The sequence below is a fragment of the Kribbella sp. NPDC050459 genome (assembly GCF_040655315.1).
Lineage (GTDB): Bacteria > Actinomycetota > Actinomycetes > Propionibacteriales > Kribbellaceae > Kribbella.
Genome location: NZ_JBFAJQ010000007.1, coordinates 140173 through 165797, shown reverse-complemented (window position 1 = coordinate 165797; position 25625 = coordinate 140173). Strand labels below are relative to the sequence as shown.

Here is a 25625-nt window from a genome sequence, read left to right as displayed (position 1 = left end):
AGGGACGAACGATGCGGAAACGGGCAGCCGGAACGGCCGCGGCGGCGGTCGCCGTCGTGGTGGCAGCGATCGCGCTGCCGCTCTTCCAGCCGTGGCGGCTCGTCACCGACAAGGTCGTCGACGAGGCACTGCCCGGCGCTGTTCCGATCTCCACGACTTCATCGTCGACCAGGCCACCGACAATTTCCGCCGGGCCGCAACGGCCGGCCTCCCGGCCGGCGCCGCAGCCCAGGGTTCTGCTGACCGGTCAGTTGATCTCGCACGAACACCGGACGTCCGGCACGGTCGCGGTTCTCGCCCTGCCCGACGGCCGCCGGATCCTCCGGATCGAGAACCTGGACACCTCCGACGGTCCCGACCTGAAGGTCTGGCTGAGCGACGCGAAGGTGGTCGCCGGCAAGGCCGGCCGGCATGTCTTCGACGACGGGCGGTACCGCGCCCTGGGCACCCTGAAGGGCAACCACGGCAACCAGAACTACCCGATCCCCGCCGACGTGCGGCTCGGCGACTTCCGCAGCGCGGTGATCTGGTGCGACCGGTTCAACGTGTCGTTCGGCGCCGCCGGGCTGACCTAAGCTCACCCCGTGAGCAGTCATCCCAATGTGCAGAAGGTGGCCGACGCGCTGGCCGCGGCCGGTGCGACCGGCGAGATCGTGATCCTCGACGAGGCGGTGCCGACGGCGGCGGCCGCGGCGGCCGAGCTCGGCTGCGAGGTCGGCGCGATCGCGAACAGCCTGATCTTCGCCGGCGACGGCGCCCCGGTGCTGATCCTCACCTCGGGCGCGCACCGCGTGGACACCGCCAAGGTCGCTGCCGAGCTCGGGATCGGGAAGCTGAAGCGGGCCACGCCGGAGTTCGTCAAGGAGCACACCGGTCAGTCGATCGGCGGCGTCGCCCCGGTCGGGCACCCGGGCCGCGTCCCGACGTACGTCGACACCGCCCTCGAGCAGTACCCGGTGATCTGGGCCGCCGCGGGCATCCCGCGCTCGGTGTTCCCGACGACGTACGGCGAGCTGCTGAAGCTCACCGACGGCACGCCGGTCACCGTGAACTGAGGACGGCGGGAATCGCGGTGCGCACGAAGCGCCGCGTCAGCCCGGCGCGGGTGTGCCGCCACCAGGGACCGGTGCGGAACGCCGGCCCGTAGCGGCGGCGTCTGATGTCCTCGACGACGTCCGCGGGAGCTCCGAGGCGGGGCAGGACGTCGAAGGCCGCGCGCTTGGTGATCAGGTCGCCGGTGGCCAGCGTCACGTGGGCGCGGGCGATCGTGAGCAGGCTGAGGTCGACCCAGATGTCGGCGTACCAGTTCGACCGCTTCCGGGTGGCCGGCAGCCAGAACTCGCGCAGGTCCCGGCGGATGAAGGCTAAGAGCTCCTCGTCGCTGGTCGGCGGCAGCAGGCCGGCCGGCGCCGGGCCGAAGAGCGTCCGGTTGCCGATCGCGAGCTCCCGGCGGGTCACCGGCGTCACCGGGCGGTCGAAGTACCGGCCCTGGGCGAACGTCGGGTGGCGCACCGACGGGTCGGCCAGCTGCGACCTCAGCATGTAGGAGCAGTGCAGCTTGGCTGCCAGCGGATCCGAGCGCATCAGCTCCTGGTGCAGTTCGGCCACTGCCGGCGTCGGCGGCGAAGACACCACGGCGACGACATCCAGGTCGCTGCGCCTCAATTGATAGTCCCCCAGCGCCAGCGAGCCGTGCAGCCAGATCGCTTCGACCGCGGCGACTTCACGGACAGACGCAACGAAGCCGTCCAGCAGCGGCTGGACGGCTTCGTCGATCACGACAGCCAGATTAGACGGCCGGTCGGACATCCACGTCGGCGGCCCGGACGTACGCCATCCGGTGGCCGAACCAGATCTGGTAGTACTTGTCCTTCCCGAGCACCTGGACGTGGTCCGCCGGCGGCTCACCGGCGAACGTCACGGCCCGGTAGTAGTCGGTCTCGATGCTCAGGTCACCGACCGGGTAGGCCTGGCCCTCGCCGATCGTGTACTGCAGCGGCGTCACCGTCTGGTACGGAATGCCGGCCGGGTACGCCGACTTCTCCGGGTAGGCCCGGCCGTACACCGGCACCGACGTCTTGCCCGCCTTCGGCTTCACGACCAGGCCCGGCTTGGCGAACGCGTCAGGGGCGGACGCCGGGCTCTTGAACCAGCCCCTCGCGCCCAGGTACCAGACCGCCACCCAGTCGCCCTGCCGCTCGGCCACGACGTACTCCGAACCTGCTGCGACGCGGGAGCCCATGTCGGAGACCTCGATGGTGCCGTTGGACCCGTCCGGGTGCAGACCGAGGTCCTTGACCAGCGGAGCGTTGTCGTCCGGCGCTTGGCGCAGGTAGACGAAGTTGGTGCCCTGCGGCTTGCACGGCGTGCCGGGCGCGTCGCAGCTGTTGATCACCTGGACGTTGCCCGCGAAGCCCGGCTTGATCGTGACGATCGAGCCTGCCTTCACCGGGAACACGGACTTGCCCCAGATCGGCGCGCCGACCAGGTCCATGTAGTGCTCCCAGTCCCAGTACGGTCCCGGGTCCCAGTGCATGCCGCGGACCGTGGACGGGACGGTGCCCGGCACCTGGTCGTGGCCGATGATGTGCGCCCGGTCGAGCGGGATGTCGTTCTTGGCTGCCAGGTAGGCCACCAGCTTGGCCGAGTTGCGGTACAGCGCCTCGGTGTACCAGGTCGCGCCCTGGGCCGCGAAGCCCTCGTGCTCGATCCCGATGCTGTGCATGTTCACGTACCAGTTGCCGGCGTGCCAGGCGACGTCGTTGGCCTTGACGTGCTGCCAGATGTGGCCGTCCGACGAGCGCATCGTGTACTGCCAGCTCACGTACGTCGGGTCCTGGACCAGGTTCAGTACGCCCTGCCAGCCGCCCTCGGTGTCGTGGATGACGATGTAGTCGATCTTGCCGGTCTCGGGCCGATTCGCGAGGTCGTGGTTGCCGTAGTCGCCGGCACCGAACTCCGAGTACGGCGCGGGCAGCCACTCGCAGCCGAGCGACGCCGGGCACTCCACGTCCGACGTGGACGGCTGCACCCCGGCCGGCAGCGACAGCTTGCCGAGCTGCGACTTGTCCGGCGTCACCGCGACGGCCGGCATCACGATCTGCTGGCCGGTGTTGGTGGTCCGGGCCGCGCCCTTGGCCATGATCGTGTAGACGTCGTCGGCGAACCCCGCGGCGCCGGCCTTGTCCCCCGCCTCGGCGTACGACGCGACCGCGCCGTACCAGGCGGCGGGCGAGGTGTCCGCGCCGACCGGCAGGCCGAGCGACTTCTGGTACGACGCGAGCACCGCCGCGCCGCCGTTGATGTTGGCGGTCACGTCGGAGCGCAGCGCGCCCTGGTCGAGGCCGGTCAGCTCCGCCGCCTTCTGCAGCGTCTGCAGCGACTCGGCGGTCGCGACCTTCTGCTTCCCGGACAGGTCCGCCACCTCGGACGCACCGAGTCCGGTGAGGTGCATCGGGCCGTAGCCGCCGGACGTGCTCGGCGCGCCGGCGTGGTCGTCCCAGCGGGACTCCGCGTAGGAGACGGCCAGCAGGACCGACTCCGGTACGCCGTACTTCGCGGCGGCCGCGCTGTACGCCGACGCGGCGACAGCTGACGACGTTGACGACGGGGACGGCGCACCCTGTTGGGACGCCTCGGCCGGTGGACCTCCCAACGACACGCCGGTCAAGGCGACCGGCAGCGCTACCGCAGCGAGTGCGGCAAGAATCTTCGGACGACGCAGCATGATGTTCTCCTGAACCCGTGGGCGGGTGCCGGTCACACAGACTGGCAGCCTAGTCACTGTGGGTCGAGGCGACGCGGATGTCAACGGTTAACCAAAACTCACGTCGTCGGGTTCGATACTGACGAAGAGGGATTACGGAGTACGACGATGGAAGCGCTGCCGTTGGCGGTCACGACCGGCTGGGCCAGTGGGGTGAACGCCTACGCCTGCGTGCTGATCCTGGGCCTGCTGGGCCGGTTCGCGGGCGCCGGCGACGTGCCGCACGCGCTGACCACCACGCCGGTGCTGATCGCGGCGGGTGCGCTGTTCGCGTTCGAGTTCGTCGCCGACAAGATCCCCTACATCGACTCCGCGTGGGACGCGATCTCGACCGTCATCCGGCCGACGATCGGTGCGATCCTGGCGGCGCTGCTGTCCAGCGAGGCCGGCACGCTGCAGCAGGCCCTGATCGCGACGACCGGCGGCGTGGTGGCGCTGCTCTCGCACGCGGTGAAGTCGAGCCTGCGGCTCGCGATCAACACCTCCCCCGAGCCGGTCACCAACATCGCCGCGTCGTCCGGCGAAGACGTCGCGGTCGCCGGCGTGGTGTCGCTGGCCGCGTTCCACCCGGAGGTCGCGCTCGTCATCGCAGGCGTCCTGCTGGTCCTCGGCCTGATCGCGGTGTACTTCGGGTTCCGGTTCATCCGGCGCGGCTCTGCCAGGTTCAAGGCCTGGCGCGACAAACGTAGTCCTGTGACGGGGAGCAGTGCTGTCTGATGGCCGATGTGATTGTCGTCGGGGCCGGTCTGGCCGGTCTCGCGAGTGCTGTGCGGCTGGCCAAGCTGGGTCACAAGGTGACCGTCTGCGAACGCGATGAGCATCTCGGCGGCGCACTGGGCCGCGTCGAGGCCGACGGCTTCACCTGGGACGCCGGTGCAGCCAGTACGACGCTGCCGGCCGCGCTGCGTGACCTGTTCCGCAAGAGCGGTCGCCCTATCGAGAGTCTGGTGCAGCTGGACCCGGTGTCCGAGCCGCGGCGTCACATGTTCACCGACGGCTCCGTACTCGACCTGCCGATCAGCGACCGCGGTGCGCAGGAAGAAGCGTGGACAGACCTGGCTGGTGCACCCGTGGCCGCACAGTGGACCGCTCTGGTCGACGCGTACGGCGAGACGTGGCAGCTCCTCCGAAAGACCTCGCTGGAGCCGCCGCTGGAGGACAGGCTGCCGATCAAGACGCTCCGTGCCCTCAAGCCGTGGCAGTCGCTCGACAAGGTCGCTCAGCGCGAGCTCACTGACGACCGCGCCCGCGCGGTCCTGCGACACTTCGCAGCCCAGGGCGGATCGGACGCCAGACTCACGCCGGGGTACGTCGGTGTCTGGTCGTACTTGGAGCGCACCTTCGGCCGCTGGACGATCGCAGGCGGTTTCGGAGCCCTGGCCGACGCCCTCGTACAGCGGGCCAGCGAACGGAAGATCACGGTCCGCACGAGCGCCGAGGTAGTCGCCGTCACCACATCCGGCGGCGCGGTGACCGGCGTACGGCTCGCTGACGGTGAGGAGCTGCGCGCAGACATCGTCGTGAGCGACATCGACCCGCGGGTCCTCTACGAGTCCTTCGTCGACGACCCCGCCGCCAAGAAGGTCCGCAAGCGGATCCTCTCCACACACCAGGCCCAGGCCGCGTACGTCGTACATCTCGGCCTGAAGGACCCGATCCCGCAGCTGCCGTTCGAGACCGTGCTGCACGGGACCCCGACCGTTGTCGTCCGTACCAGCGGCACCGCGCCGGCCGGGCACCACGCCTGGTCCGTGCTGGTCCACGGCTACCCCACCGACGATGTCCTGGACCTCCTGGTCGCCCGTGGTCTGCACGTCCGGGACAACGTGGTGTCGCGGCAGACGTCGCCGTCCTGGTGGGCCGGAGTGGCCTGGGAGGGCTACCGGACGGCCCGCCGCCGGGCGGCCAACGTGTCGCCGGTGAAGGGTCTGTACTGCGTCGGCGCGGGCGCGCACCCGGGGTCCGGGGTGCCCGCCACCACACTGGGTGCCGCGATCGTGGCGGACGCCATCGGGAAGGCTTGAGACCCGTGTGGGGTTGGACAGGTAAGCCAACTAAGATTGGTTGTTCCTGTGTTCTGAGTCGGGGCGGGTCCCGGCCGTAGAGAGGACCTCGGTGGATCAAACCCCCACATCGGCCGATCACGACGACCACGCGACCGTGGAGCGGGCTGAGCTGGCGGCGGAGCAAGAACATGTCGACCGGGTGTACGGCCGGGTCGAGGAGGCCGCACGGTCGGCGTCCCGGATCGCGGTCGAAGGCCATCAACGCGGCCAGGCGCAGAACGTCGGCCGGGTCCGCGAGGAAGAGCAGACCGGTCTGTACGAGCGGGACGTGCTGGTGTTCGCCGCCGCCCGCCGGATCGCCGAGCTGGACGCCGAGCACGAGGGCCTGGTGTTCGGCCGGCTCGACTCCGACCGCGGCGACGACGAGCCGGCCGCCACGACCGCCGCCGACCTCGAGAAGCTGTACGTCGGGCGCATCGGGGTCCGCGACGCGGAGTACGAGCCGCTGGTGATCGACTGGCGGGCGCCCGCGGCCGAGCCGTTCTACCGCGCCACGGCGACGGATCGGCAGAAGGTCGTCCGGCGCCGCGTGCTGCGGAACAAGGGGGCGCGGATCGTCGGCCTCGAGGACGACCTGCTGGCCCCCGAGCGCGCGCCGCAGGACCTGCCGGTGATGGGCGAGGGCGCGCTGATGGCGTCGCTGTCCCGGGCCCGTGGGCACACGATGCGCGACATCGTCGCCACGATCCAGGCCGAGCAGGACGAGGCGATCCGGTCACCGGCCCGTGGCGTCACGGTCATCGGCGGCGGACCCGGCACCGGCAAGACGGTGGTCGCGCTGCACCGCGCCGCGTACCTGCTGTACAGCGACCGCAGGCGCTTCGAGCGCGGCGGCGTCCTGGTCGTCGGCCCGTCCGCCGCGTTCATGGCCTACATCGAGCGGGTGCTGCCGAGCCTCGGTGAGAACACGGTCTCACTGCGCGCTGTCGGTGAGCTGGTCGACGGCGTGAAGGCGACCGCGGTCGACGACGCACCGGCCGCGGCGATCAAGGGCTCGCTGCGGATGCGCGGCGTCCTGTCGCGGGCCGCACGCGACCGGGTGCCGAACGCGCCGACCACGCTCCGGGTCTTCCTCGGTGGCGCAACGGTCGAGCTCGACGCGAACCAGCTCGACAACGTCCGGCGGAACGCACTGCGCCGCACGGTGCGCAACCGCGCGGCAGGCGAGGCGCGCAAGGGCCTGATCGCCGCACTGTGGCAGCGGTTCCCGGAGGACCTGCGCACCGGTCCGCTCGGCGACCGTGAGGCGTTCGGTGACCGCGTCGCCGACACTCCGGCGTTCCGGACGTTCTTCAGCCAGTGGTGGCCGGTGCTGAGCCCGGAGGCCGTGCTGCGCTGGCTCGGGGACGCACGGCGCCTCCAGCGCTGGGCGCGCAACGACCTGACTCCCACCGAGGTCGACACGCTCGCCACGGCGATCCGCTCGACGGCAGAGTTCACGATTGCCGACGTCGCCTTGCTCGACGAGCTGGGCACCTTCCTGGGCCGTCCCCCGATCCTGGAGAACAAGGACGACGAGTTCGACTGGCTGGAAGGGCTGTCGGACGGCGTCAACGAAGTCCTGACCAGCTCGGAGCGCCGGGCCCGGGCCGCGGCCGCCCGGGAGGCGGAGGAGCCGGACGAATATGCGCATGTGCTGGTGGACGAGGCACAGGACCTCTCCCCCATGCAGTGGCGGATGGTCACCCGGCGCGGACCGCAGGCCAGCTGGACGATCGTCGGCGACCCGGCGCAGAGCTCCTGGCCGGACCCGGACGAGGCGCGGGCCGCGATGGACTCGATGCTGTCGCACCTGCAGCGGCACGCGTTCCGGCTGTCCACCAACTACCGGAACTCGGCCGAGATCTACTCGTTCGCCGGTGAGGTGATCCGGCAGTCCATCCCGGACGCGGACCTGCCGAACGCGGTCCGCAGTACCGGGGTGGAACCGGAGCACCGGGTCTTCGACGCCGGCAAGGTCTCCCAGGCAGCGGGCGACGCCGCGGTCGAGCTGCTCCAGCTCGTCGAGGGCACCGTCGGCGTCATCGTGCCGCCGGCGCTGCGTCCGGCGGTCGATCCGGTCCTGGCCGAGCTCGACGACCCGCGGGTCGTCGCCGTCAGCCCGCTCGACTCCAAGGGCCTCGAGTACGACGCGGTGGTCGTCGTCGAACCGGACCGGATCGTCAGCGACACGCTGGGCGGTGTCCGGGCGCTCTACGTCGTCCTGACCAGGGCGACGCAGCGGCTGATCACCGTCAACAGCAGCACCCGCTGGCTGCCGTCCTAGGTCCTACGCGCGCGGTACGACGAAGGACACCAGGTCGGCGTCGTTCGCGGACAGGTCGGCCCAGTGGCAGGTGAGGTGCAGGACCGCCAGGCCGGTGGTCGGGTACTTCTGGGTGAGCTCGACGCGCTCGGGGCTGGTGCCGTCCAGCGCGAGCTCGTCGGCGAGCCACGGGATGCCGGGCCCGTGGCCGACGACGACCACGGTGCGGGCCTCGGCCGGGGCCTCGTGGATCACGTCCAGGATGCTCTCGCTGTCGGCGTTGTAGACGCGCTTGTCGTACCAGACGTCCTTGGCGGCGACGCCGGCCTCGGCGACGTACTTCCAGGTCTCGCGGGTGCGCTTCGACGGCGAGCACAGCACCAGGTCCGGTTCGATGCCCTGGGCAACGAGGTACCGGCCGGCCGCGCCCGCGTCGGCGCGGCCGCGGTCGGACAGCGGACGTTCGAAGTCCTGCATCGTCTCCGGCGGCACCGCCTTCGCGTGCCGGAGCAGGACGAGCGTGCGATCGATCAACAGGTCCGACGGGTCAGCCATTGCGTCAGGATACGACGGACGCCTTGAGGTTGAGGAAGACCTGCCGGGTCGCGGTGGATCTGTTCAGGGTGATGAAATGGATCCCGGGAGCTCCGCCGGCAAGCAAACGTTCGCACAACTCGGTCGCGATCTCGATGCCGACCGCGCGGACGGCCGCCGGGTCGTCCTCGACCGCGAGCAGCCGGTCGGTGACGGCGGACGGCAGCGCCATGCCGGTGAGGTCGGCCATCCGCTGGATCTGCTTGATGTTCGTGACCGGCATGATGCCGGGCAGCACCGGGATGTCGCAGCCGAGCGCGGCGGCCCGGTCGACGAGCCGGAAGTAGTCGTCGGCGCCGAAGAACATCTGCGTGATCGCGTAGTCGGCGCCGGCCCGCGCCTTCGCGGCGAGCACCTGCGCGTCGGCCTCGAGCGAGTCCGCCTCGGGATGCTTGTCCGGGAAGGCGGCGACGCCGACGCAGAAGTCGCCGAGCGAACGGATCAGCTCGACCAGCTCGATCGCGTGGTTCAGCCCCTCGGGGTGCGCGACCCACGGCTGGTTCGGGCCGCCCGGCGGGTCGCCCCGGAGCGCGAGCATGTTGCGGACCCCGGAGCCGGCGTACGCGCCGATCACCGAGCGGAGCTCGTCACGGGAGTGTGCGACGCAGGTCAGGTGGCCGAGCGGGGTGAGCGAGGTGTCCTGCGCGACCCGCTCGGTGACCCGGATGGTGCCGTCCCGGGTGGTGCCGCCGGCGCCGTACGTGATCGACACGAAGGTCGGTCGCAGCTGCTCGATCTCGCGGATCGAGCGCCACAGCACCTCCTCCGCCTCGGGGGTCTTCGGCGGGAAGAACTCGAACGAGAACGACCGGTCGCCGGACGCGAGCAGCTCACGGATGGTCGGCGCACCGCCGGGAAGCGTCGAGGGAAGTCCGTTCGCCATGGCGATCAGGTTACCCGCGGTGGCCGCTGCCGTCTGCCGACCGACTACGCTCCGAGACGTGGCCCGAGATGTGGATGGCGATGTGGATGTCCCGGCCGGGATCCAGCAGGTGCTGACCCGGTTCCTGGACCGGCAGGAGGAGCGGCTGACCGCGATCGGCCCGGAGCTGGCCGAGCAGGTGCAGGCCGCGCGGGAGGCGACCAGCGGCGGCAAGCGGCTGCGTCCCTCCTTCTGTTACTGGGGTTTCCGGGCCGCCGGCGGTGACCCCGCGCAGCCGATCCTGGAGGCGGCGGCGAGCCTGGAGATGCTGCACGTCAGCGCACTGGTGCACGACGACGTGATGGATTCCTCCGACGTACGCCGGGGCGCGCCGGCCGCGCACCGCCGGTTCGAGGCGCAGCAGCGGGAGCGCGCCGCGCAGTCGGGGTACGGCGCGGATCCGGTCGGCTTCGGGGTCGGGGCCGCGATCCTGCTCGGCGACCTGTGCCTGATCTGGGCCGACGAGCTGCTGCACACCTCGGGCTTCGACGCGGCCGCCCTGGCCCGCGCGGAGCAGTACTTCGACGCCGTCCGGGTCGAGGTGACGGCCGGTCAGTACCTCGATCTGCTCGCGCAGGCCAGCGGCGAGTCGGACATGGATCTGGCGTTGCGGGTGCTGCGCTACAAGTCCGCGACGTACACGATCGAGCGGCCGCTGCACATCGGCGCCGCACTGGGCGGCGGGGACGAGCAGCTCATCACGTCGCTGTCCGGGTACGGGCTGCCGTTGGGCGAGGCGTTCCAGCTGCGCGACGACCTGCTCGGCGTGTTCGGCGATCCGGCCGTCACCGGCAAGCCCGCCGGGGACGACCTGCGCGAGGGCAAGCGGACGGTCCTGATCGCGTACGCCGTCGACCACGCGTCGGAGACCCAGCTGGCCGAGTTCGACCGGCTCTTCGGCCGCCCCGACCTGGACGACGACGAGATCCAGCTGCTGCGCGAGATCCTCCAGGACTCCCGCGCCGTGCAAGCCTGCGAGGACCTGATCACCGACCGCACCGAGGACGCCCTCTACGCACTCGACCAGGCCGCCATCGCGGACGACGTCGCCCGCAAGGCCCTCACCGACCTGGTCGTCGCCGCCACGTCGCGCGTCGTGTAGCTACTGGTCCGCGAGCAGGTTGATGAGCCGCAGGAGGTCCGCGGTGGCGGGGAGGTTGCCGAGGATGATGACCTTCAGGACGGCCCGGTCCTCGTCGTAGATCGTCTCGGCCTTGAGGTGCACGGCTTCGGGCTGGTTGAGCGCGCCGTGGATGTGCGTGCTGAGGCGGTCCGCGGTGGCCCGGTCGACGGCGTCGATGTGGACGATGCTCGACGCCTCGACGTGCCGGGCGGAGCGGTCGACCTCGACGACGGCGGTCGGCGTACCGGTGAACTTCTCGAGGTCCTCGCGGGTGATCCGGTACTGCTTGCCGATCCGCACCGCCTTCAGGCGTCCGTCGCGGACGTAGTTGCGGATCGTGCGGACGTGCAGCCCCAGGCGGTTCGCGACCTGCTCCACCGAGTACAGCTCCTGGGCCATCTCCTCAGCGTAAGGCACGTTCCTTAGAATTCCCTATAAATAGTCAGATTCAGACATTTAGGGTATTTTCGGGTACATGCCTCGGGTCCATGTCAGCCAGACACCGCTCGGCGACGAGCAGGACGTCGTCCAACTCATCGTCGACGCGCACTACGCGCACGAGGCCGAGTGGATCGCGTTCACGCCGGAGCAGGTCGGCAACGACTTCTTCGAGCTGCGCACCGGGCGGGCCGGCGCGATCACCCAGAAGTTCGTCATGTATCAGATGGGCCTGGCCGTCGTCGGCGACATCTCGGCCCGGGTGGCGGCGAGCAAGCCGCTCGCAGACTGGGTGCGGGAGAGCAACCGCGGCCGCAACCTGCTGTTCGCCGCGGACCTCGACGAGCTGACCGAGTGGCTACAGGACCGGCAGTGAGCTGAGCAGATCGGGGGTGTCGGTCTCCGCGACGAGGACGCGGAGCTGGCCGGAGTTCGTGGTGTCCTCGGCGAAGATCTGCAGCGCGACGTCGACGGTGTCGTGGTCGTGCTCGAGCAGGTGGCGCAGGCCCGTCCAGAGCACGACCTCGGGTGCGCCGGTCGAGCGGTCGCTGAGCGAGTCGGCGAGCGCGTCCCAGTTCCGGCCGAACCAGCGCGGCAGGTCGAACGCGGTCGCGCACAGGTCGAGGAAGCCGGCCTTGTCGTGGATCTCGCCGGTGTCGAGCAGCACGAACCCGAACCCCTCCGCCAAGGCATCACGACGTACGTCGTCGGCGCCGGGCGCATCCGGCCAGCGATAGACCCCGGGCCGCAGCCCCTCCTCCAGCAGGGCGCGCAGTGACGTCATGAGGTTCCCCCGTCTTCCGCGATCCGGCGGAAAGACTTGTAGTGGTCGTCCGTGTAGTAACGCTCACCGGCGTTCCCGGTCACGATCCGGCGGGCGCCGCGGTCCTTCTCGCCCGGCGTCTTCACGGTGTACTCGTGGTAGTAGCCGCGGTCGTGCTTCGGCAGGATCTTCTCCAGGTTGCCGAAGACGACGCCATCGCGGCTGTACGGGTACGGGCCGCCCTGCTCGATCAGCTTCAGCGTGTCCTGCGCCTCTCTCGGCAGGTCCGCCGTGGCGACGATCCGCAGACCGCTCTCCGCGTCGACGTCCGGCTTCTTCTCGGCCGTCCCGGCCGCACACCCGAACAGCGAAGCCGCCAGCGTGATCACGAGCATCGCGATCACCACGACCGCGACGATCCGCGCGGCCTTCGGGTTGTTGATCACCCGGCCACCCTCAGTCGCCGGCTGAACTCGGCGGCCGCCGCTTCCGGGTCGTCGGCCTCGGTGATCGCCCGCACGACCACCACCCGCGTGGCCCCCGCCTCGAGGACCTCGTCGAGCCGCTGCAGGTCGATACCGCCGATCGCGAACCACGGCTTCGGCTGCCGGCGCCCGGCTGCGTACGACACCAACTCCAGACCCGCCGCCTGACGCCCCGGCTTGGTCGGCGTCTCCCAGGTCGGCCCGACGCAGAAGTAGTCCGAGCCCACCTCGTCGACCGCGGCGTTCACCTGACTGAACGAGTGCGTCGAGCGCCCGATGACCGGCCCCGGTCCGGTGATCGCGCGCGCGGCGTGCACCGGCAGGTCACGCTGCCCCAGATGCAGTACGTCGGCTCCGGCGGCGAACGCGATGTCGGCGCGGTCGTTGACGGCCAGCAGCTTGCCGTGCCGCTTGCACACGTCCGCGAACACCTCCAGCGCGGCCAGCTCGTCCGCGGCCTCCATGTCCTTCTGCCGGAGCTGCACGATGTCCACGCCACCGGCCAGTGCGGCGTCCAGGAACTGTTCGAGGTCGCCCTGCTTCTCACGGGCGTCCGTGCACAGGTAGAGCCGGGCATCAGCGAGACGGTCGGTGTGGTCAGTCACACCCCAAAGCCTGCCATGTCCGCCCGGAAGTAGGGTTGAGGGCATGCCTGACGTGGTTGTTATCGGCGCCGGACTGATCGGGCTCGCGACTGCGTGGCGGCTGGCCTCGGACGGGGTACAAGTAGCGGTCTGCGACCCCACGCCAGGTGCGCAGACGTCCAACGTCGCCGCCGGCATGCTGGCTCCGGTCACCGAGGTCGAGTTCGGCGAGGACGACCTACTCGCGCTCAATCTCGCGTCCGTCAACGCCTGGCCCGCCTTCGCGGCCGAGCTGGAGGAACTGACCGGCCAACCCGCCGGGCTGCACCAGACCGGCACGCTGTCGGTCGCGTACGACGTCGACGACATGTCGGTGCTCCGCCGGGTCGCCGACTACCAGCGCAGGCTCGGGCTCGAGGTGGAGGTGCTGTCCGGCCGTGACGCCCGCCGCCGCGAGCCCATGCTCGCCACCGGCGTCTCCGGCGGCGTCTGGGTTCCGGGTGACCACTCCGTCGACAACCGGCAGGCCGTGGCCACTCTCCTGCGTGCCGTGGAGTTGTCCGGCGTCGAGCTCGTCCGCCGGCGCGTCACGCGGGTCATCACCTCCGGCACGACGGCTGTCGGCGTAGAGCTGGACAACGGCGACACCGTGCACGCAGGGCAGATCATCGCTGCGGCAGGGCCGTGGACGTCGCAGCTGGGCGGCATACCCGAGGAGCTCCGCCCGCCGGTGCGTCCCGTGAAGGGTGAGGTACTGCGGCTGCGTGTCCCGGAGGCGTACCGGCCGGCCCTGCACCACACCGTGCGCGCGACAGCCCGCGGCTTCTCTGTCTACCTGGTCCCGCGCCCTGGCGGTGAGCTGGTGGTCGGGGCGACCAGCACCGAGCTCGGCTACGACACCCGCGTGCTGGCCGGCGGCGTGTTCGCGCTGCTCCGCGACGCGCGGACCGTGCTGCCGGTCACCGACGAACTCGAACTCGTCGAGTCGATCGCCGGGCTCCGGCCCGCGACGCCGGACAACGCGCCGGTGCTCGGACCGTCCGGGCTGGATCGGTTGCTCTGGGCAACCGGCCACTACCGCAACGGCGTGCTGCTGACGCCGGTCACCGCGCAGGTCCTGGCCGAGACCGTGCGGACCGGGACGCTGCCCGACCTTGGCAAGCCGTTCCTGGCCGCCCGGTTCGGTCACTGACTCACCGTTGCCCGCAGCAACCGGAAAGATTGTGAACGACAACAATGTAGTTCAGCCTTGAATTGTAACCTTTGCGTTACAGGCGTAACACCAACCCCATTCGCCCCTGTTGTCACATCCGTACCAGCACATACGGTCAATTGACGTTCACACGGGGAGTTGGTTGCGATGCGCAACGTCGTACGGATTCTGAGCGGACTGGCCGTGCCGGTGCTGGCGGCGGCGGTGATCACGGCCGGCTCGCCGGGCTGGGGCGCGTACAAGGTGAAGCAGGGCGACACCCTGAGCCACATCGCCGGCCGCTACGGCACGACGGTCTCGACGCTGGTCGCGCTGAACCACCTGCCCGGCAACGGCAACGCCATTTACGCAGGCGAGGTCCTCAAGGTCCCGGCCAAGGGCTCCGGTCAGGGCTCGGCGAAGAGCACCGCCAAGACGCCGGCGAAGCGCTCCCAGCTCGGCCGGGTGACGTACGTCGTGAAGCCCGGCGACACCGTGTCCGGGATCGCGAAGCGCTTCAAGTGCTCGCAGGCGAACCTGCTCGCCGCGAACGGGCTCAAGGCCGGCGACCGCATCTACGCCGGCAAGCCGCTGCAGGTCCCGGTGAAGATCCGGCCGAAGGCGCGGACGGACAACACGTTCGCCGGCCGGACGTACGCCGACCACATCGTCGCGCAGGCCAACCGCAACCGGGCGACGCTGAAGAAGCGCAAGCTGCCGACCCGGGCTCAGATGCGGTCACTGATCGTGAGCACCTCGCAGCGGTACGGCGTCGATCCGGAGCTGGCGCTTGCGGTGAGCTGGCAGGAGTCCGGCTGGAAGCAGCGCGTGGTCTCGCCCGCGAACGCGATCGGCGCGATGCAGGTCATCCCGTCGACCGGCCGGTTCGCCTCCCGGCTCGTCGGGCGCGACCTGGACCTGCTCGAGCCCCGCGACAACGTGACCGCCGGCGTCGTCCTGCTGAGCCGCCTGACCGGCGCCGCCCGGCTCGACATCGCGGTGGCCGGCTACTACCAGGGCCTCGGCGGCGTGAAGAAGAACGGCATGTACCCCGACACGAAGCTCTACGTGAAGAACGTCCTGCGCATCAAGGCCCAGCTCGAACGCGGGTGGGATCCGCTGCGGTGAGCCTGAGCCGGGCACGCTGAGCTGTTATCTACACTCTCTGCAGAACGGTTTGGGGAGAGGCGGCTCACGGCAGGTGACGGACGACGTGGACACGCAGGTCAGCGACCGCCTCGTCGGGCGAGTGCTCGACGGTCGGTACCGCGTGGGCGCGCGTGTCGCGAAGGGTGGCATGGCCACCGTCTACCAGGCGCTCGACATGCGCCTGGACCGCACCGTCGCGCTCAAGGTGATGCACGACGGGCTCGGCGACGACGCCCAGTTCACCCGCCGGTTCGTGGCCGAGGCCCGCGCCGCCGCCCGGCTGTCGAACCCGAACGTGGTGGCCGTCTTCGACCAGGGCGACGACGACGGCACGCTGTTCCTGGCCATGGAGTACGTGCGCGGCCGCACGCTGCGCGACGTCATCCGCGACGAGGCGCCGCTGTCCCCCGCCCGCGCGCTCGACCTGCTCACCCCGGTCCTGTCCGCCCTGTCGGCCGCGCACGACGCCGGCATCGTGCACCGCGACATCAAGCCCGAGAACGTGCTGATCTCCGACAAGGGCGCGGTGAAGGTCGCCGACTTCGGTCTCGCCCGAGCGGTCAGTGCCAGCGGCAACACCGCCACCCAAGGCCTGCTGATGGGCACGGTGTCGTACTTGGCGCCGGAGCTGGTCACCGAAGGCAGCGCCGACGCCCGCTCGGACGTGTACTCGGCCGGCATCCTGCTGTACGAGATGCTCACCGGCAACAAGCCGCACTCCGGTGACACCCCGATCCAGGTCGCTTATGCCCACGTGCACGCCGACGTACCTCCGCCGTCGCTCGAGCAGCCGAGCATCCCGCCGTACGTCGACGCACTCGTGCAGCGCGCGACCGCGCGTGACCGGGACCTGCGGCCGACCGACGCGCGGGTGTTCAGCCGGCAGGTGCACCGGGTGCGCAGCGCGCTCGAGGAAGGGCTCCCGGACGACCCGGAGCTGACCGGCGACTTGACCGTGCCGATCCAGCAGATCCGGCAGGACAGCGGGTACGACGACGGCTACACGCGCGACGTGCCGCAACTGGAGGACCAGCCGCTCCGCCACGACACCATCGTCGTACCTGTGCAGCACGGCCGGCCGACCGGCGCACCGGCCAAGACCTCGCCGCCCGTGAAGGCGCCTCCGCGGCGCAGGATGCGGGGACCGATCGCGCTGATCCTGATCCTGGCGGCCGCGATCGGCATCGGTACGGCGGCCTGGTACTACGGCATCCACCGGTACACCACCACGCCCGACCTGGTGAACATGGAGCCTGCCGAGGCGAACGCCGCAGCGGCCAATTCGGGGCTGCGGACCAGCCTGGACAACCAGGACTACTCCGAGGATGTGAAGGTCGGTCTGATCATCCGGACCGACCCGAAGGCGGGCGACCGGATCCGAAAGAACGGTGACATCGGTCTCACCGTCTCCAAGGGTCCGGAGCGGTACCGGGTGCCGCAGCTGGTCGGTCTGCAGCTCGACGCCGCCCAGCAGGCGCTGTCGCCGATCAAGCTGATCACCGGGCAGATCAACGAGCAGTACAACGAGACCGTGCCGCAGGGCCGGGTGATCGCGATCAGCCCGAGGTTCAACACGGAAGTGAAGCCGGGCACCGCGGTGAACTTCGCGGTCAGCAAGGGGAAACGGCCGATCACCGTGCCGGACCTGACCGGCAAGTCGTACAAGGAGGCGAACAGGACGCTGCGCAAGCTCGGGTTCGCCGTCGGGCGCAGCACGCAGTACGACGAGAAGGTCGCCGAGGGCAACGTGATCAGCCAGAGCCCGAACAGCGGCACCCTGTTCGCCAAGGACAAGGTCTCGCTGGTCGTCTCGCTCGGCCCGCCGCTGCGCGAGGTGCCGGACGTGAAGCGCAAGACCACCGCCGACGCGCAGAAGATCCTCGGCGACGCCGGCTTCGTGGTCCGGGTCGAGAAGGCGCCGTTCAACCTGGGGCTCAACATCGTCGCCGCGCAGAGCCCGGGCGCGGGCAAGAAGGTCAAACCCGGCAGCACGATCGTGATCACCGTGCTCTGAGCTGTTTTGCCTCGCGGGGAACGCGTCTGATCTGATGTCCGGCGTGAACCACCCGCGTCTTGCCGTGCTGGCCCTGCTGTCGGTCGCGGCGGCGTGGGGGTCGACGTTCTTCCTGACCAAGGACCTGCTCACCAGGATGGACGTCGCCGACTACCTGGCGTTGCGGTTCCTGATCGCGTCGGTCGCGCTGGTGCTCGTCCACCCGCCCGCGATCGCCCGGCTGAGCCGCCTGGACCGCGGGCGCGCGGTCGCCCTCGGCATCACCTACGGGATCGCGCAGCTGCTGCAGACCGAGGGGCTGCGGCACACCTCGGCGAGCGTGTCCGGTTTCGTCACCGGCATGTACGTCGTGTTCACGCCGCTGCTCGGCGCGGTGATCCTGCGGCACAAGATCGGCCGGTGGGCATGGTTCGCCGTGGTCCTCGCCACGGTCGGCCTCGGCGTCCTGTCGCTGCGCGGCCTCAGCCTCGGCACCGGGGAGCTGCTGACGCTGGCGTCCGCCGGTCTCTATGCGCTGCACATCATCGGCCTCGGCGCCTGGTCGACGTCGCGGAACGCGTTCGGGCTGTCGTCGCTGCAGATGATCGTGATCACCTGCGTCTGCGCCGTCGGCGCCCTGCCCGGAGGGTTCTCGGTCCCTTCGACGGGCGGTGACTGGGTCAGCGTCGTCTACATGGCGCTGGTCGCCGGCGCGCTGGCGCTGATCGTCCAGACCTGGGCGCAGGCGCACCTGACGCCGACCCGGGCCGCGATTGCGATGACAATGGAGCCGGTGTTCGCCTCCGGGTTCGCGGTGCTGTTCGGCTCGGACGACCTGACCTGGCGGATGCTGGTCGGCGGCGCACTGGTGGTGTCGGCCATGTACCTGGTCGAGCTGGCGCCGCGGCGTAAGTTCGAGGCGGAAGTGCAGCATCTGGCCCAGTGAGGGAGATCATGCGGGAGAACCGGCGACGGGACGTGTGGTTCCCGTACGCCGTGATCGCGGTCCTGCTCGCCACACTGGCCGCCGGGACCATCAGCAATCTCGTCCGCAACCCGCAGCCCCGCCTGGTCGCCGACGGCCTCCCCGGCCGGCCGCACGCCCAGTCCTCGCTCGAACACGACGATCTGCTGCGGCACGCCCTGACCGACCTCGACGGGCTCACCCTGCCCAACGGCGCGACCCTGGCCGGCTGGAACGGACCGTGGCGCTACGTGTGGCCGCGCGACGCGTCGTTCGTCGCAGTCGCCCGGTGCGCGGTCGGCCAGCACGACAAGGCCCTCGACGTACTGTCGTTCCTGGACCGAGTCCGGCCGGCTGCAGGTCGCTGGCAAGCGCGCTACACCTCGACCGGCGACAAGGTGGACGACGGCCGGGAGCCACAGCTGGACGCGTCCGGCTGGGTGCTCTGGGCGACATGGTTCTGCCGTGCGGGCGACAGGTACTGGGAGCTGGTCGAGGAGTCAGCGGACCAGATCGTTCGCGAGTTGGGTCCGGATGGGCTGCCAGGGCCCTCGCCTGACTACTGGGAGCGGTCCGAGAAGGAGCTGACGATCGGTACGGTCGCACCACTGTTGACGGGCCTGCGGTCGGCGGTCCGGATCGCCACCGAGCAGAACCGTCCAGCAGCCGCGACGCGTTGGCAGGAAGCGCTGGACAAGTTGTCGGCGGCAACTGATCGCGCCTTCGGCCCGGACTACCCGCGGACGCCGGCCCGCGCCACGAGCTTCGTCGAGCCCGGTGTCGAGCCGGTCGGCCTTGGCGGCGGTGCGGACGCCTTCGTCACCGTACTGGGGCCGCCGTTCGCGCCCGCGCGGGACGTCGTGTCGACGGCGATCGACCACGCGCACGGCGTACTCACGCAGCCCAACGGTGGGGTGACACCCGGCGAGTCGTGGCGTGCGGACGGGGTGTCCTGGACGCCGCAGACCGCGCTGTTCGCTCTCAGCGCTGCCGCCCGCGGCGACCACTCCGGAGCCGAAGCCCTGCTCACCTGGCTCGACCAGCACCGAACCAGCACCGGAGCCCTTCCCGAAAAGGTCAACCGAGACCTGGAGCCGGCCGGCGAGGCCCCACTCGCCTGGACCGCCGCCTTGGTGGTCCTCGCCGACACCGCCCTCCAGAACCCGCTGCCGATCCCGTAGCTAGCAGATCTCCATCTCGTCGTGGGTCGGCGCGTCCGGCCGGGTTGTGCTCGTCTTGCCGGAATAGAAGAACGCGGTGGACGAGATGTCGTCCTGGAGCGGCAGGTAGCGCCCGCCGGAGCGCCAGCCGAGGGCCTGTACGTCGACGCGCAGCCGATCCTTGAAGCGGATCGGGTCCGGCAGGTGGAAGCGGTACATGCCGAACCGCTGCTGGCTCTGGTACTGCCCGTCCGGCCGGATCACCTGCGGCATCCCGAGGTACGGCGTACTGAACTCGGTGTAGCCGCCCAGGTGGGGTACGTCGAAGTTCCACGCGCCGCCGAAGTAGTCCTCGGTCCCGGTGCCGCAGATGGTCGGGAACTCGTCGTCGCCGTCCAGGTAGAACTTCACCTCGCCCTCACCCCACCAGCCGGTGCTGTTGACGCCCCAGGCCAGGTAGGTGCCGACGTAGTGCCCCGGCCCTTCAACACCGTCCAGCAGCGTGTGCACCGTCTTGGAGGGCAGCGGGTTGCTGCGACGCCACTGGGCGTGCAGGTACGCCGACTTGTCCGGCACTGCGCCGAGCCAGTAGTCCACCTGGAAGTACACGACCACGGGCTCGTCGTGGGTGTTCTCCAGCGTCAGTTGCGCCTGCGTCTGGAACGGCATCTCCCAGTAGCAGTTGAACCCGCCGTTCGGGTTCACGGCGACCGGCAGCGAGTTCACCTGGGCGAACTTGCCCCAGCCGGAACAGAAGAAGTCACCGACCGGCGTCTCGATCGCCGGTGCCTGGTCGCCGTCCCAGTGGGCGCGCAGCACGAGACGGCGCCAGTGGTCGACGTGCGTGGTCAGCCAGATGTGGGTGATGCAGCCGGAACCGGCGATGTCCGCCAGCGTCACGGTCTCCCCCGCCGCGATCTCGATCGACGGCGAGACCTTCCACCCCTGGCCGAGGTCGCGGGCTGCGTTGGCGCCGGTCCCTTCGGTCCGCCGCCCACCCTGACCGGGCTCGCCGGTGGGGTTCTCCGCACTGATGGAGCGCGTCTCGACGTCGGCGAGCGCGCTGATGCCGGTGAGGTTCCCAAGAGTCATACCCGCGACCTTAGGCCCGGCCGGGTCCGGCTAGAAATCGATTGCCCATCCAGTGGGACTCAGCAGGGACGGACCTCGGCGTCCAGGCCGTGGGTGAACGCGAGGCAGGCCCACGGGCGTCCCTGGTCGCGGTGGGCGCGGACGATCAGCGGGTACGCGTCCGCGCCGCGCACCCGCGGGGTCTTCTCGGTCGGCAGCGAGCCGACGGCTCCCCCACGCGCCTCGGCCGCGGCCTTCACGTCCGCGACCGACACCGTGCTCCGAGCGTCCTTCGTCGCCGCCTGCTTCGCGTCGGTCGCGACCTGCAGCGCGAAGTCGATCTCCGGCGGCTTCGACCAGATCGTCTGCGTCACCGGAATGATCAGCCCGAACATGGCCAGCCCCACCCCCGTGACGATCTGCCGCAACCGCCGCGTCTGATCGGTCAGCAACAGCGCCGCACAACACACCGCGAGCAGCACCGTGAGCCCGCGCAGGACCCAGTGCCGATCCAACCGGCTGTCGACCGCCAACCCGGCCCCGACCGCGACCACCAAACAGAGCCCGACCGCACCCAGCGCCCGAACCCGTGGAGACAGAGATTGCATGCCGCAGACGATAGACGTACGACACCGGCCCCCGGCCACACGCCCTGTGACGCGCACCTGGCCGTTCGTCGCACGGTAGCGGCCGTTGGGCGCGGGGCGCGCCGGTCAGGATCGTGTGTGGCGGACGGTGCTGGCAGATTCTTAAGGGTCCCACCGCCCCCTAGGGATTGGACCCGATGACGTGACCGAGAACCCTGGTTCCTGGAGCATCTCGCGGCGGCGCGCGCTGCAACTCGGCGGCGGCGCTGCGGCCGTCGGCGCCGTACAACTTCCCGCCCTGCCGTCCGAGGCGAGCACCGACACGACCGGCGGCAGTCAGGCCGTGCTGCGCGAGGGCACGAATCTGATGGTGTCGGTGTCGCCGGACGGGAAGTGGCTGGCGTTCGACCTGGCGACGGCGATCTGGGTGACCCCGGCCGCGGGCGGTACGTCGCGCCGCCTCACCGACGACCTGCAGGACGCGACCCGGCCGCGCTGGGCGCCGGACGGCCGGTCGATCGTGTTCCAGTCGTACCGTGACGGCAACTTCCACCTCTGGTCGATCAGACCCGACGGCACCGGCCTCCACCAGCTGACCAGCGGACGGTACGACCACCGCGAGCCGCACGTCACACCCGACGGCCGCTCGATCGTGTTCTCGTCCGACCGCGGCGATCTTCACGGCCCCGGCAACGTCGCGGGCAGCTACGGCATCCACCGCCTCGACCTCGCGACCGGCGCGATCGTGGCGCTCACCGACGACGCCGGCGAGGAAGCCGAGCCGACCGTCTCGCCCGACGGCCGGAAGCTCGCGTTCACCGTCGACACCGGCTCGATCGTCGAACTCGACCTCGCCTCCGGTGTCCGCACGACGATTGTCAACAATCAAACGGGAATCACGCTCTTCGGCCCGTCGTACTCCCCGGACGGCAGGCTCGCGTACGTCCGCCTGACCGGCCCGACCTGCGATCTGATTGTCGACAATCAGCAAGTCACCCACGGACAGGACGTCTTCGCGGTCCCGCCCTCCTGGGCATCGACGGACCTCTTCTACACAGCCGACGGGACCGTCCACCGTTACAGCGCCGACGGCGAGCACACCGTCGTACCGTTCGCCGCGGCTGTCCCCGTGACGTCGCGCCGGCCGCGCCCCAAGGCGCCCGACCTGGAGTCGACGAGCCGGCGCACAGTCCGCGGGATCGCGAGTCCGACGGCCTCGCCGGACGGGAAGTGGCTCGCCTTCCGCGCGTTGAACGCGATCTGGCTGGCATCGACGGACGGCAAGGCACAGCCCCGCAAGGTAGTTGCCGACGGCTACTTCAACTCCGACCCGGACTTCTCGCCCGACGGCCGGACCTTGCTCTACGCCAGCGATCGCGACGGTACGGCGGACCTGTGGCTGCACGACCTCGCAACCGGCACGGACACCAAGCTGTCAGGTCTCCCCGGCGCGCAGACCGCGCCGCGTTTCGCACCGGACGGACAGCGGATCGCGTACCAGGACCAGGACGGGATCGCCTGGGTCCTCGACGTCAGGTCGGGCGAGGTCCGCCAGGTCACACCGACGCTGTTCCAGCCCGGCCGGGTCAGCTGGTCGCGCGACGGCAAGACGCTCGTCCTCGCCGCGGTGAAGCCGTTCTCGAAGCGGTTCCGCGAGGGCACCAGCCAGCTGCTGTACGTCGACGTCGCGACGGCCGCGCTCGAGTACGTCGAGCCGATGCCGTTCCGCTCGCTCGCCACCCGCGGCGACGACGGCCCGGTGTTCTCCCCCGACGGCACACACCTCGCCTTCGTCGTGGAGAGCCTGCTGTACGTCGTACCGGTCGACGCCCGCGGACGCTTCACCGGAGAACCGCGCGCGATCACCGACGAGGTGACGGACTCCCCCGTCTGGCAGGACAACGACACCTTGCTCTACCTGCACAACGGAACGTTGCGCAGGACAACCGGTGGCCGGGCCGAGACGGTCAAGCTCGACCTGCAGTACCGCCGGGCGACCATCAGGCAGCACGTCACGATTCACGCCGGCGCACTGTGGGACGGGCGCGCGACCACGCTCCGCCGGGACGTCGACGTCGTGGTCGACGGCGCGCGCATCGCCGCCGTACGCCCGCACACCGGACGCGCCGACATCGACGCGTCCACGCTGACCGTGATGCCCGGGTTGATCGACGCGCACAACCACTGGCATCTGCGCGGGCGGGCGTGGGGTGCGCGGCAGGGCAACCTCTGGCTCGCGTACGGCATCACGTCGACGCGTTCGCCGGGCGATCCGGTGTACCAGATGCAGGAGACGCGGGAGGCGCTCGTCAGCGGCGCCTTGCGCGGGCCGAGGTACTTCGCGACCGGCGAGGCGATCGACGGATCGCGCGTCTACTACAACTTCATGCGGCCGACGGTGTCGCTGCGGCAGCTCGGCCTGGAGATCGATCGGGTGGAAGGGCTCGCGTACGACCTGGTGAAGACGTACGTTCGCCTGCCGATCGAGTACCAGCGCCGGGCCATCGCGCTCGTCCACCGGCTCGGGCTGCAACTGTCGTCGCACTACCTCTATCCCGCGGAGCATCTCGGCATGGACGGGATGGAGCACACCGGCGCGACGAACCGGCTCGGGTACTCGCACACCGTCAGCCGGCTCGGACGCGCGTACGCCGACGTGGTGACGCTGTTCACGCGGGCCGGGCTGTCGGTGACGCCGACGCTGTTCAACTCGACGATGGCGCACGTCGACGACCCGTCGCTGCTCACGGACCGCCGGACGACGACGCTCTACCCGTCCTGGGAGTACAACGCGCTGATCACCGAGGTGAACACGGCGCGCGGACCGGCCGGCGTCACCACCCGCGAACTCCTCCGCGGCAACGTCGACATGGTCCTGCGCATCCACCGCGGCGGCGGCCTGGTCATCTCCGGCACCGACACCCCGCTCGACAACATGGCCGTGTCGCTGCACGCGAACCTCCGCTCGATGGTCGCGGGCGGCTTCACGCCGTACGAGGCACTCACCACGGCGACGCACAACCCGGCGAACTGGCTCAACCTCGAGGACCGACTCGGCGTCGTGAAACCAGGAGCCCAGGCAGACCTGTCCTTCGTCACCGGCGACCCGCTGGCCGACATCCGCGCAGCCGCCGCCGTCGACCAGGTGATGATCGCCGGCAACCTCCACACCGTCGACGACCTGCTCGCGCCGTACGCCTCGAGCGCCCGCACCCAACCCGCCGTCCACACCCCGAACGCCCCACAACCCCTGACCCGCGCCGAAGCCCACGCCCACGCCCACAACACCGACTACTGGTGGCACGAACCCGAATGGCTCCACCGCGCCTGCTGCGAAAGCTAGAACGTCGTCGTCAGGTCCTGGGTCTGCCCGGTCGCGGAGGCGCGGTACGCCGATTCGATGATGTCGATGACGTGCCGCGCGTGCTCGGCGGTGACGATCGAGGGGATGCCGTCGCGGACCCAGTCGACGAGTTGCATGACGTCCTCGTACACGTGCTGCTCCTCGATCTCCCGGTGGACGCCGGTCACGTGCGGAAGCAGCACCTGGTTGCCCGGGCCGCGGGGTGACAGTTCTGCCGGGTTGCGGCCGGGGAAGTCGAACGGTTCGCCGTTGAGCAGCACCCCCTCGATCGTTCCCGCCGTACCGTAATAGGCGCCGCCGAAACCGCCGCGCATCCCGCCCGCCGCGGTGCCGGTCGCGACGCAGAACAGGTTGTCGCCGAAGTCGATCAGGATCACGGTGTTGTCGTCGGCATCGGTCTGTACGTCGCCGCGCAGCGGGATACGTACGCCGGACATGGCCGTGACGCGCTTCGTCGGTCCGAGGATGCCGGTCACCGAATGCAGCGCGTACACGGTCATGTCGTACAGCGGTCCGCCGCCGGGTTTGCGGAAGTACCACGACGGATCGATGTTGCTGAGTACGTCGTTCCCGCCGCGGACGGACTCGTCCTCGTGGTAGGTGCCGAACGCCGCGCCGCAACTCACCCACGACAGCGTCCCGATCGCGCCCTCGCGGATCAACTCCCGCGTGCGGACATGATGCGGCCGCAGCATCTCGCCCGGCGACGCGACGATCCGCAGGTCGTTCTCCGCCGCGAGTTCGATCAGCTCGGTGGCCTCCGCGACGGTGATCGTCATCGTCTTGTTGAAGTGCACATGCTTCCCGGCCTGTAACGCGAGCTTCCCCTGCTCGTAGTGCAGCCCGATCGGCGACGCGATCGTCACCGCGTCGACATCGCCGCGCGCCAGCAGCTCCTCGTACGTCGTGAACGCCCGCGCGACCCCGAACTTCTCTGCGGCGGCCTCCGCCCGCCCTGCGACCGGATCACACACCGCCGCGAGCACCACCCGATCCGCGAGATCAGGCTGCGAGAGATGCGGAAGCAGTCCGCGCACCGAAATACTGCCCGCCCCGACAACACCCATCCGCACGGTTTCGGCCATACCCGCAATTCTATTGGCGCCCGGCGCGGCGGGGCGCGGCTCGCCGCGTGGCACCGAACGCACGCTCGCCGGAA

Annotated in this window: 24 protein-coding genes; 13 read left to right on the top strand and 11 right to left on the bottom strand. The window is 70.2% G+C overall.

Features of this window, described 5'->3' with window-relative positions:
- The first annotated feature begins 11 nt into the window (after positions 1 to 11).
- Both AB0I12_RS23620 and AB0I12_RS23615 read left to right on the top strand, forming a co-directional pair.
- Positions 12 to 575 carry a DM13 domain-containing protein gene (locus AB0I12_RS23620; RefSeq protein ID WP_359933400.1) on the top strand — a complete coding sequence of 188 codons (564 nt, stop codon included), beginning with the start codon at positions 12 to 14 and terminating at the stop codon, positions 573 to 575.
- 9 nt (positions 576 to 584) lie between these two features.
- A complete protein-coding gene (locus AB0I12_RS23615; RefSeq protein ID WP_359933398.1) occupies positions 585 to 1055 on the top strand; it encodes a YbaK/EbsC family protein in 471 nt (156 codons plus the stop codon).
- Here AB0I12_RS23615 and AB0I12_RS23610 read toward each other — a convergent pair.
- Both AB0I12_RS23610 and AB0I12_RS23605 read right to left on the bottom strand, forming a co-directional pair.
- A complete protein-coding gene (locus AB0I12_RS23610; protein WP_359933396.1) occupies positions 1042 to 1779 on the bottom strand; it encodes a nucleotidyltransferase domain-containing protein in 738 nt (245 codons plus the stop codon). The genes AB0I12_RS23615 and AB0I12_RS23610 overlap by 14 nt on opposite strands.
- A gap of 10 nt (positions 1780 to 1789) precedes the next feature.
- The gene (locus tag AB0I12_RS23605) at positions 1790 to 3727 is read right to left on the bottom strand and encodes an N-acetylmuramoyl-L-alanine amidase (RefSeq protein WP_359933394.1); all 1938 of its coding nucleotides are present in this window, start codon (positions 3725 to 3727) and stop codon (positions 1790 to 1792) included.
- A gap of 147 nt (positions 3728 to 3874) precedes the next feature.
- Between AB0I12_RS23605 and AB0I12_RS23600 the strand changes: the two genes are divergently transcribed.
- The 3 genes from AB0I12_RS23600 to AB0I12_RS23590 all read left to right on the top strand — a co-directional run bounded on the left by AB0I12_RS23600 (position 3875) and on the right by AB0I12_RS23590 (position 8098).
- Positions 3875 to 4483, top strand: coding sequence for a DUF4126 domain-containing protein (locus AB0I12_RS23600; RefSeq protein ID WP_359933392.1), 609 nt, complete (start codon positions 3875 to 3877; stop codon positions 4481 to 4483).
- Entirely contained in the window at positions 4483 to 5790 is a 1308-nt protein-coding gene (locus AB0I12_RS23595; protein ID WP_359933390.1) for an NAD(P)/FAD-dependent oxidoreductase, read from the top strand. Before AB0I12_RS23600 ends, AB0I12_RS23595 begins: the two co-directional genes overlap by 1 nt.
- Before the next feature lie 91 nt (positions 5791 to 5881).
- The gene (locus tag AB0I12_RS23590; RefSeq protein WP_359933388.1) at positions 5882 to 8098 is read left to right on the top strand and encodes a UvrD-helicase domain-containing protein; all 2217 of its coding nucleotides are present in this window, start codon (positions 5882 to 5884) and stop codon (positions 8096 to 8098) included.
- 3 nt (positions 8099 to 8101) lie between these two features.
- Here the strand turns inward: AB0I12_RS23590 and AB0I12_RS23585 are convergent, their stop codons facing one another.
- Positions 8102 to 8632, bottom strand: coding sequence for a histidine phosphatase family protein (locus tag AB0I12_RS23585; protein ID WP_359933386.1), 531 nt, complete (start codon positions 8630 to 8632; stop codon positions 8102 to 8104).
- Between the two features lie 4 nt (positions 8633 to 8636).
- Entirely contained in the window at positions 8637 to 9554 is a 918-nt protein-coding gene (gene metF / locus AB0I12_RS23580) for a methylenetetrahydrofolate reductase [NAD(P)H] (RefSeq protein WP_359933384.1), read from the bottom strand.
- A gap of 58 nt (positions 9555 to 9612) precedes the next feature.
- On the opposite strand from metF, the gene AB0I12_RS23575 reads away from it, so the two are divergent.
- On the top strand, positions 9613 to 10695 hold the full coding sequence (locus AB0I12_RS23575; RefSeq protein WP_359933382.1) for a polyprenyl synthetase family protein: 1083 nt from the start codon (positions 9613 to 9615) through the stop codon (positions 10693 to 10695).
- Here the strand turns inward: AB0I12_RS23575 and AB0I12_RS23570 are convergent, their stop codons facing one another.
- Positions 10696 to 11115, bottom strand: coding sequence for a helix-turn-helix domain-containing protein (locus AB0I12_RS23570; RefSeq protein ID WP_359933380.1), 420 nt, complete (start codon positions 11113 to 11115; stop codon positions 10696 to 10698).
- A gap of 76 nt (positions 11116 to 11191) precedes the next feature.
- On the opposite strand from AB0I12_RS23570, the gene AB0I12_RS23565 reads away from it, so the two are divergent.
- A complete protein-coding gene (locus tag AB0I12_RS23565) occupies positions 11192 to 11530 on the top strand; it encodes a DUF4180 domain-containing protein (RefSeq protein ID WP_359933378.1) in 339 nt (112 codons plus the stop codon).
- Here AB0I12_RS23565 and AB0I12_RS23560 read toward each other — a convergent pair.
- From AB0I12_RS23560 to thiE, 3 genes are read right to left on the bottom strand one after another with little or no spacing between them, the layout of a single operon-like run.
- Positions 11513 to 11938 carry a barstar family protein gene (locus AB0I12_RS23560; RefSeq protein WP_359933376.1) on the bottom strand — a complete coding sequence of 142 codons (426 nt, stop codon included), beginning with the start codon at positions 11936 to 11938 and terminating at the stop codon, positions 11513 to 11515. The genes AB0I12_RS23565 and AB0I12_RS23560 overlap by 18 nt on opposite strands.
- Positions 11935 to 12363: a ribonuclease gene (locus tag AB0I12_RS23555; RefSeq protein ID WP_359933374.1), complete on the bottom strand. Its 429-nt coding sequence runs from the start codon at positions 12361 to 12363 to the stop codon at positions 11935 to 11937. The genes AB0I12_RS23560 and AB0I12_RS23555 overlap by 4 nt, the downstream gene beginning before the upstream one ends.
- Positions 12360 to 13007 carry a thiamine phosphate synthase gene (thiE, locus tag AB0I12_RS23550; protein WP_359933372.1) on the bottom strand — a complete coding sequence of 216 codons (648 nt, stop codon included), beginning with the start codon at positions 13005 to 13007 and terminating at the stop codon, positions 12360 to 12362. The genes AB0I12_RS23555 and thiE overlap by 4 nt, the downstream gene beginning before the upstream one ends.
- Positions 13008 to 13050: 43 nt before the next feature.
- Between thiE and thiO the strand changes: the two genes are divergently transcribed.
- From thiO to AB0I12_RS23525, 5 genes are all read left to right on the top strand, one after another.
- A complete protein-coding gene (gene thiO, locus AB0I12_RS23545; RefSeq protein WP_359933370.1) occupies positions 13051 to 14178 on the top strand; it encodes a glycine oxidase ThiO in 1128 nt (375 codons plus the stop codon).
- Positions 14179 to 14346: 168 nt separating this feature from the next.
- Positions 14347 to 15306 carry a LysM peptidoglycan-binding domain-containing protein gene (locus AB0I12_RS23540; protein ID WP_359933368.1) on the top strand — a complete coding sequence of 320 codons (960 nt, stop codon included), beginning with the start codon at positions 14347 to 14349 and terminating at the stop codon, positions 15304 to 15306.
- 73 nt (positions 15307 to 15379) lie between these two features.
- A complete protein-coding gene (pknB, locus tag AB0I12_RS23535; protein ID WP_359933366.1) occupies positions 15380 to 17341 on the top strand; it encodes a Stk1 family PASTA domain-containing Ser/Thr kinase in 1962 nt (653 codons plus the stop codon).
- 34 nt (positions 17342 to 17375) lie between these two features.
- Entirely contained in the window at positions 17376 to 18266 is an 891-nt protein-coding gene (locus AB0I12_RS23530) for a DMT family transporter (protein ID WP_359933364.1), read from the top strand.
- Complete coding sequence (locus tag AB0I12_RS23525; protein ID WP_359933362.1) at positions 18263 to 19465, top strand: glucoamylase; 1203 nt, start codon at positions 18263 to 18265, stop codon at positions 19463 to 19465. Before AB0I12_RS23530 ends, AB0I12_RS23525 begins: the two co-directional genes overlap by 4 nt.
- On the opposite strand, the gene AB0I12_RS23520 is transcribed toward AB0I12_RS23525, so the two are convergent.
- Both AB0I12_RS23520 and AB0I12_RS23515 read right to left on the bottom strand, forming a co-directional pair.
- Positions 19466 to 20536 carry a glycoside hydrolase family 172 protein gene (locus AB0I12_RS23520; protein ID WP_359933360.1) on the bottom strand — a complete coding sequence of 357 codons (1071 nt, stop codon included), beginning with the start codon at positions 20534 to 20536 and terminating at the stop codon, positions 19466 to 19468.
- A gap of 59 nt (positions 20537 to 20595) precedes the next feature.
- Positions 20596 to 21123, bottom strand: coding sequence for a hypothetical protein (locus AB0I12_RS23515; RefSeq protein WP_359933358.1), 528 nt, complete (start codon positions 21121 to 21123; stop codon positions 20596 to 20598).
- Positions 21124 to 21304: 181 nt separating this feature from the next.
- On the opposite strand from AB0I12_RS23515, the gene AB0I12_RS23510 reads away from it, so the two are divergent.
- Positions 21305 to 24445, top strand: a complete 3141-nt coding sequence (locus tag AB0I12_RS23510) for an amidohydrolase family protein (RefSeq protein WP_359933356.1) — start codon at positions 21305 to 21307, stop codon at positions 24443 to 24445.
- Here the strand turns inward: AB0I12_RS23510 and AB0I12_RS23505 are convergent.
- Positions 24442 to 25551, bottom strand: a complete 1110-nt coding sequence (locus AB0I12_RS23505) for a Gfo/Idh/MocA family oxidoreductase (protein WP_359933354.1) — start codon at positions 25549 to 25551, stop codon at positions 24442 to 24444. The two genes, AB0I12_RS23510 and AB0I12_RS23505, sit on opposite strands and share 4 nt — an antisense overlap.
- Positions 25552 to 25625: the final 74 nt, after the last annotated feature.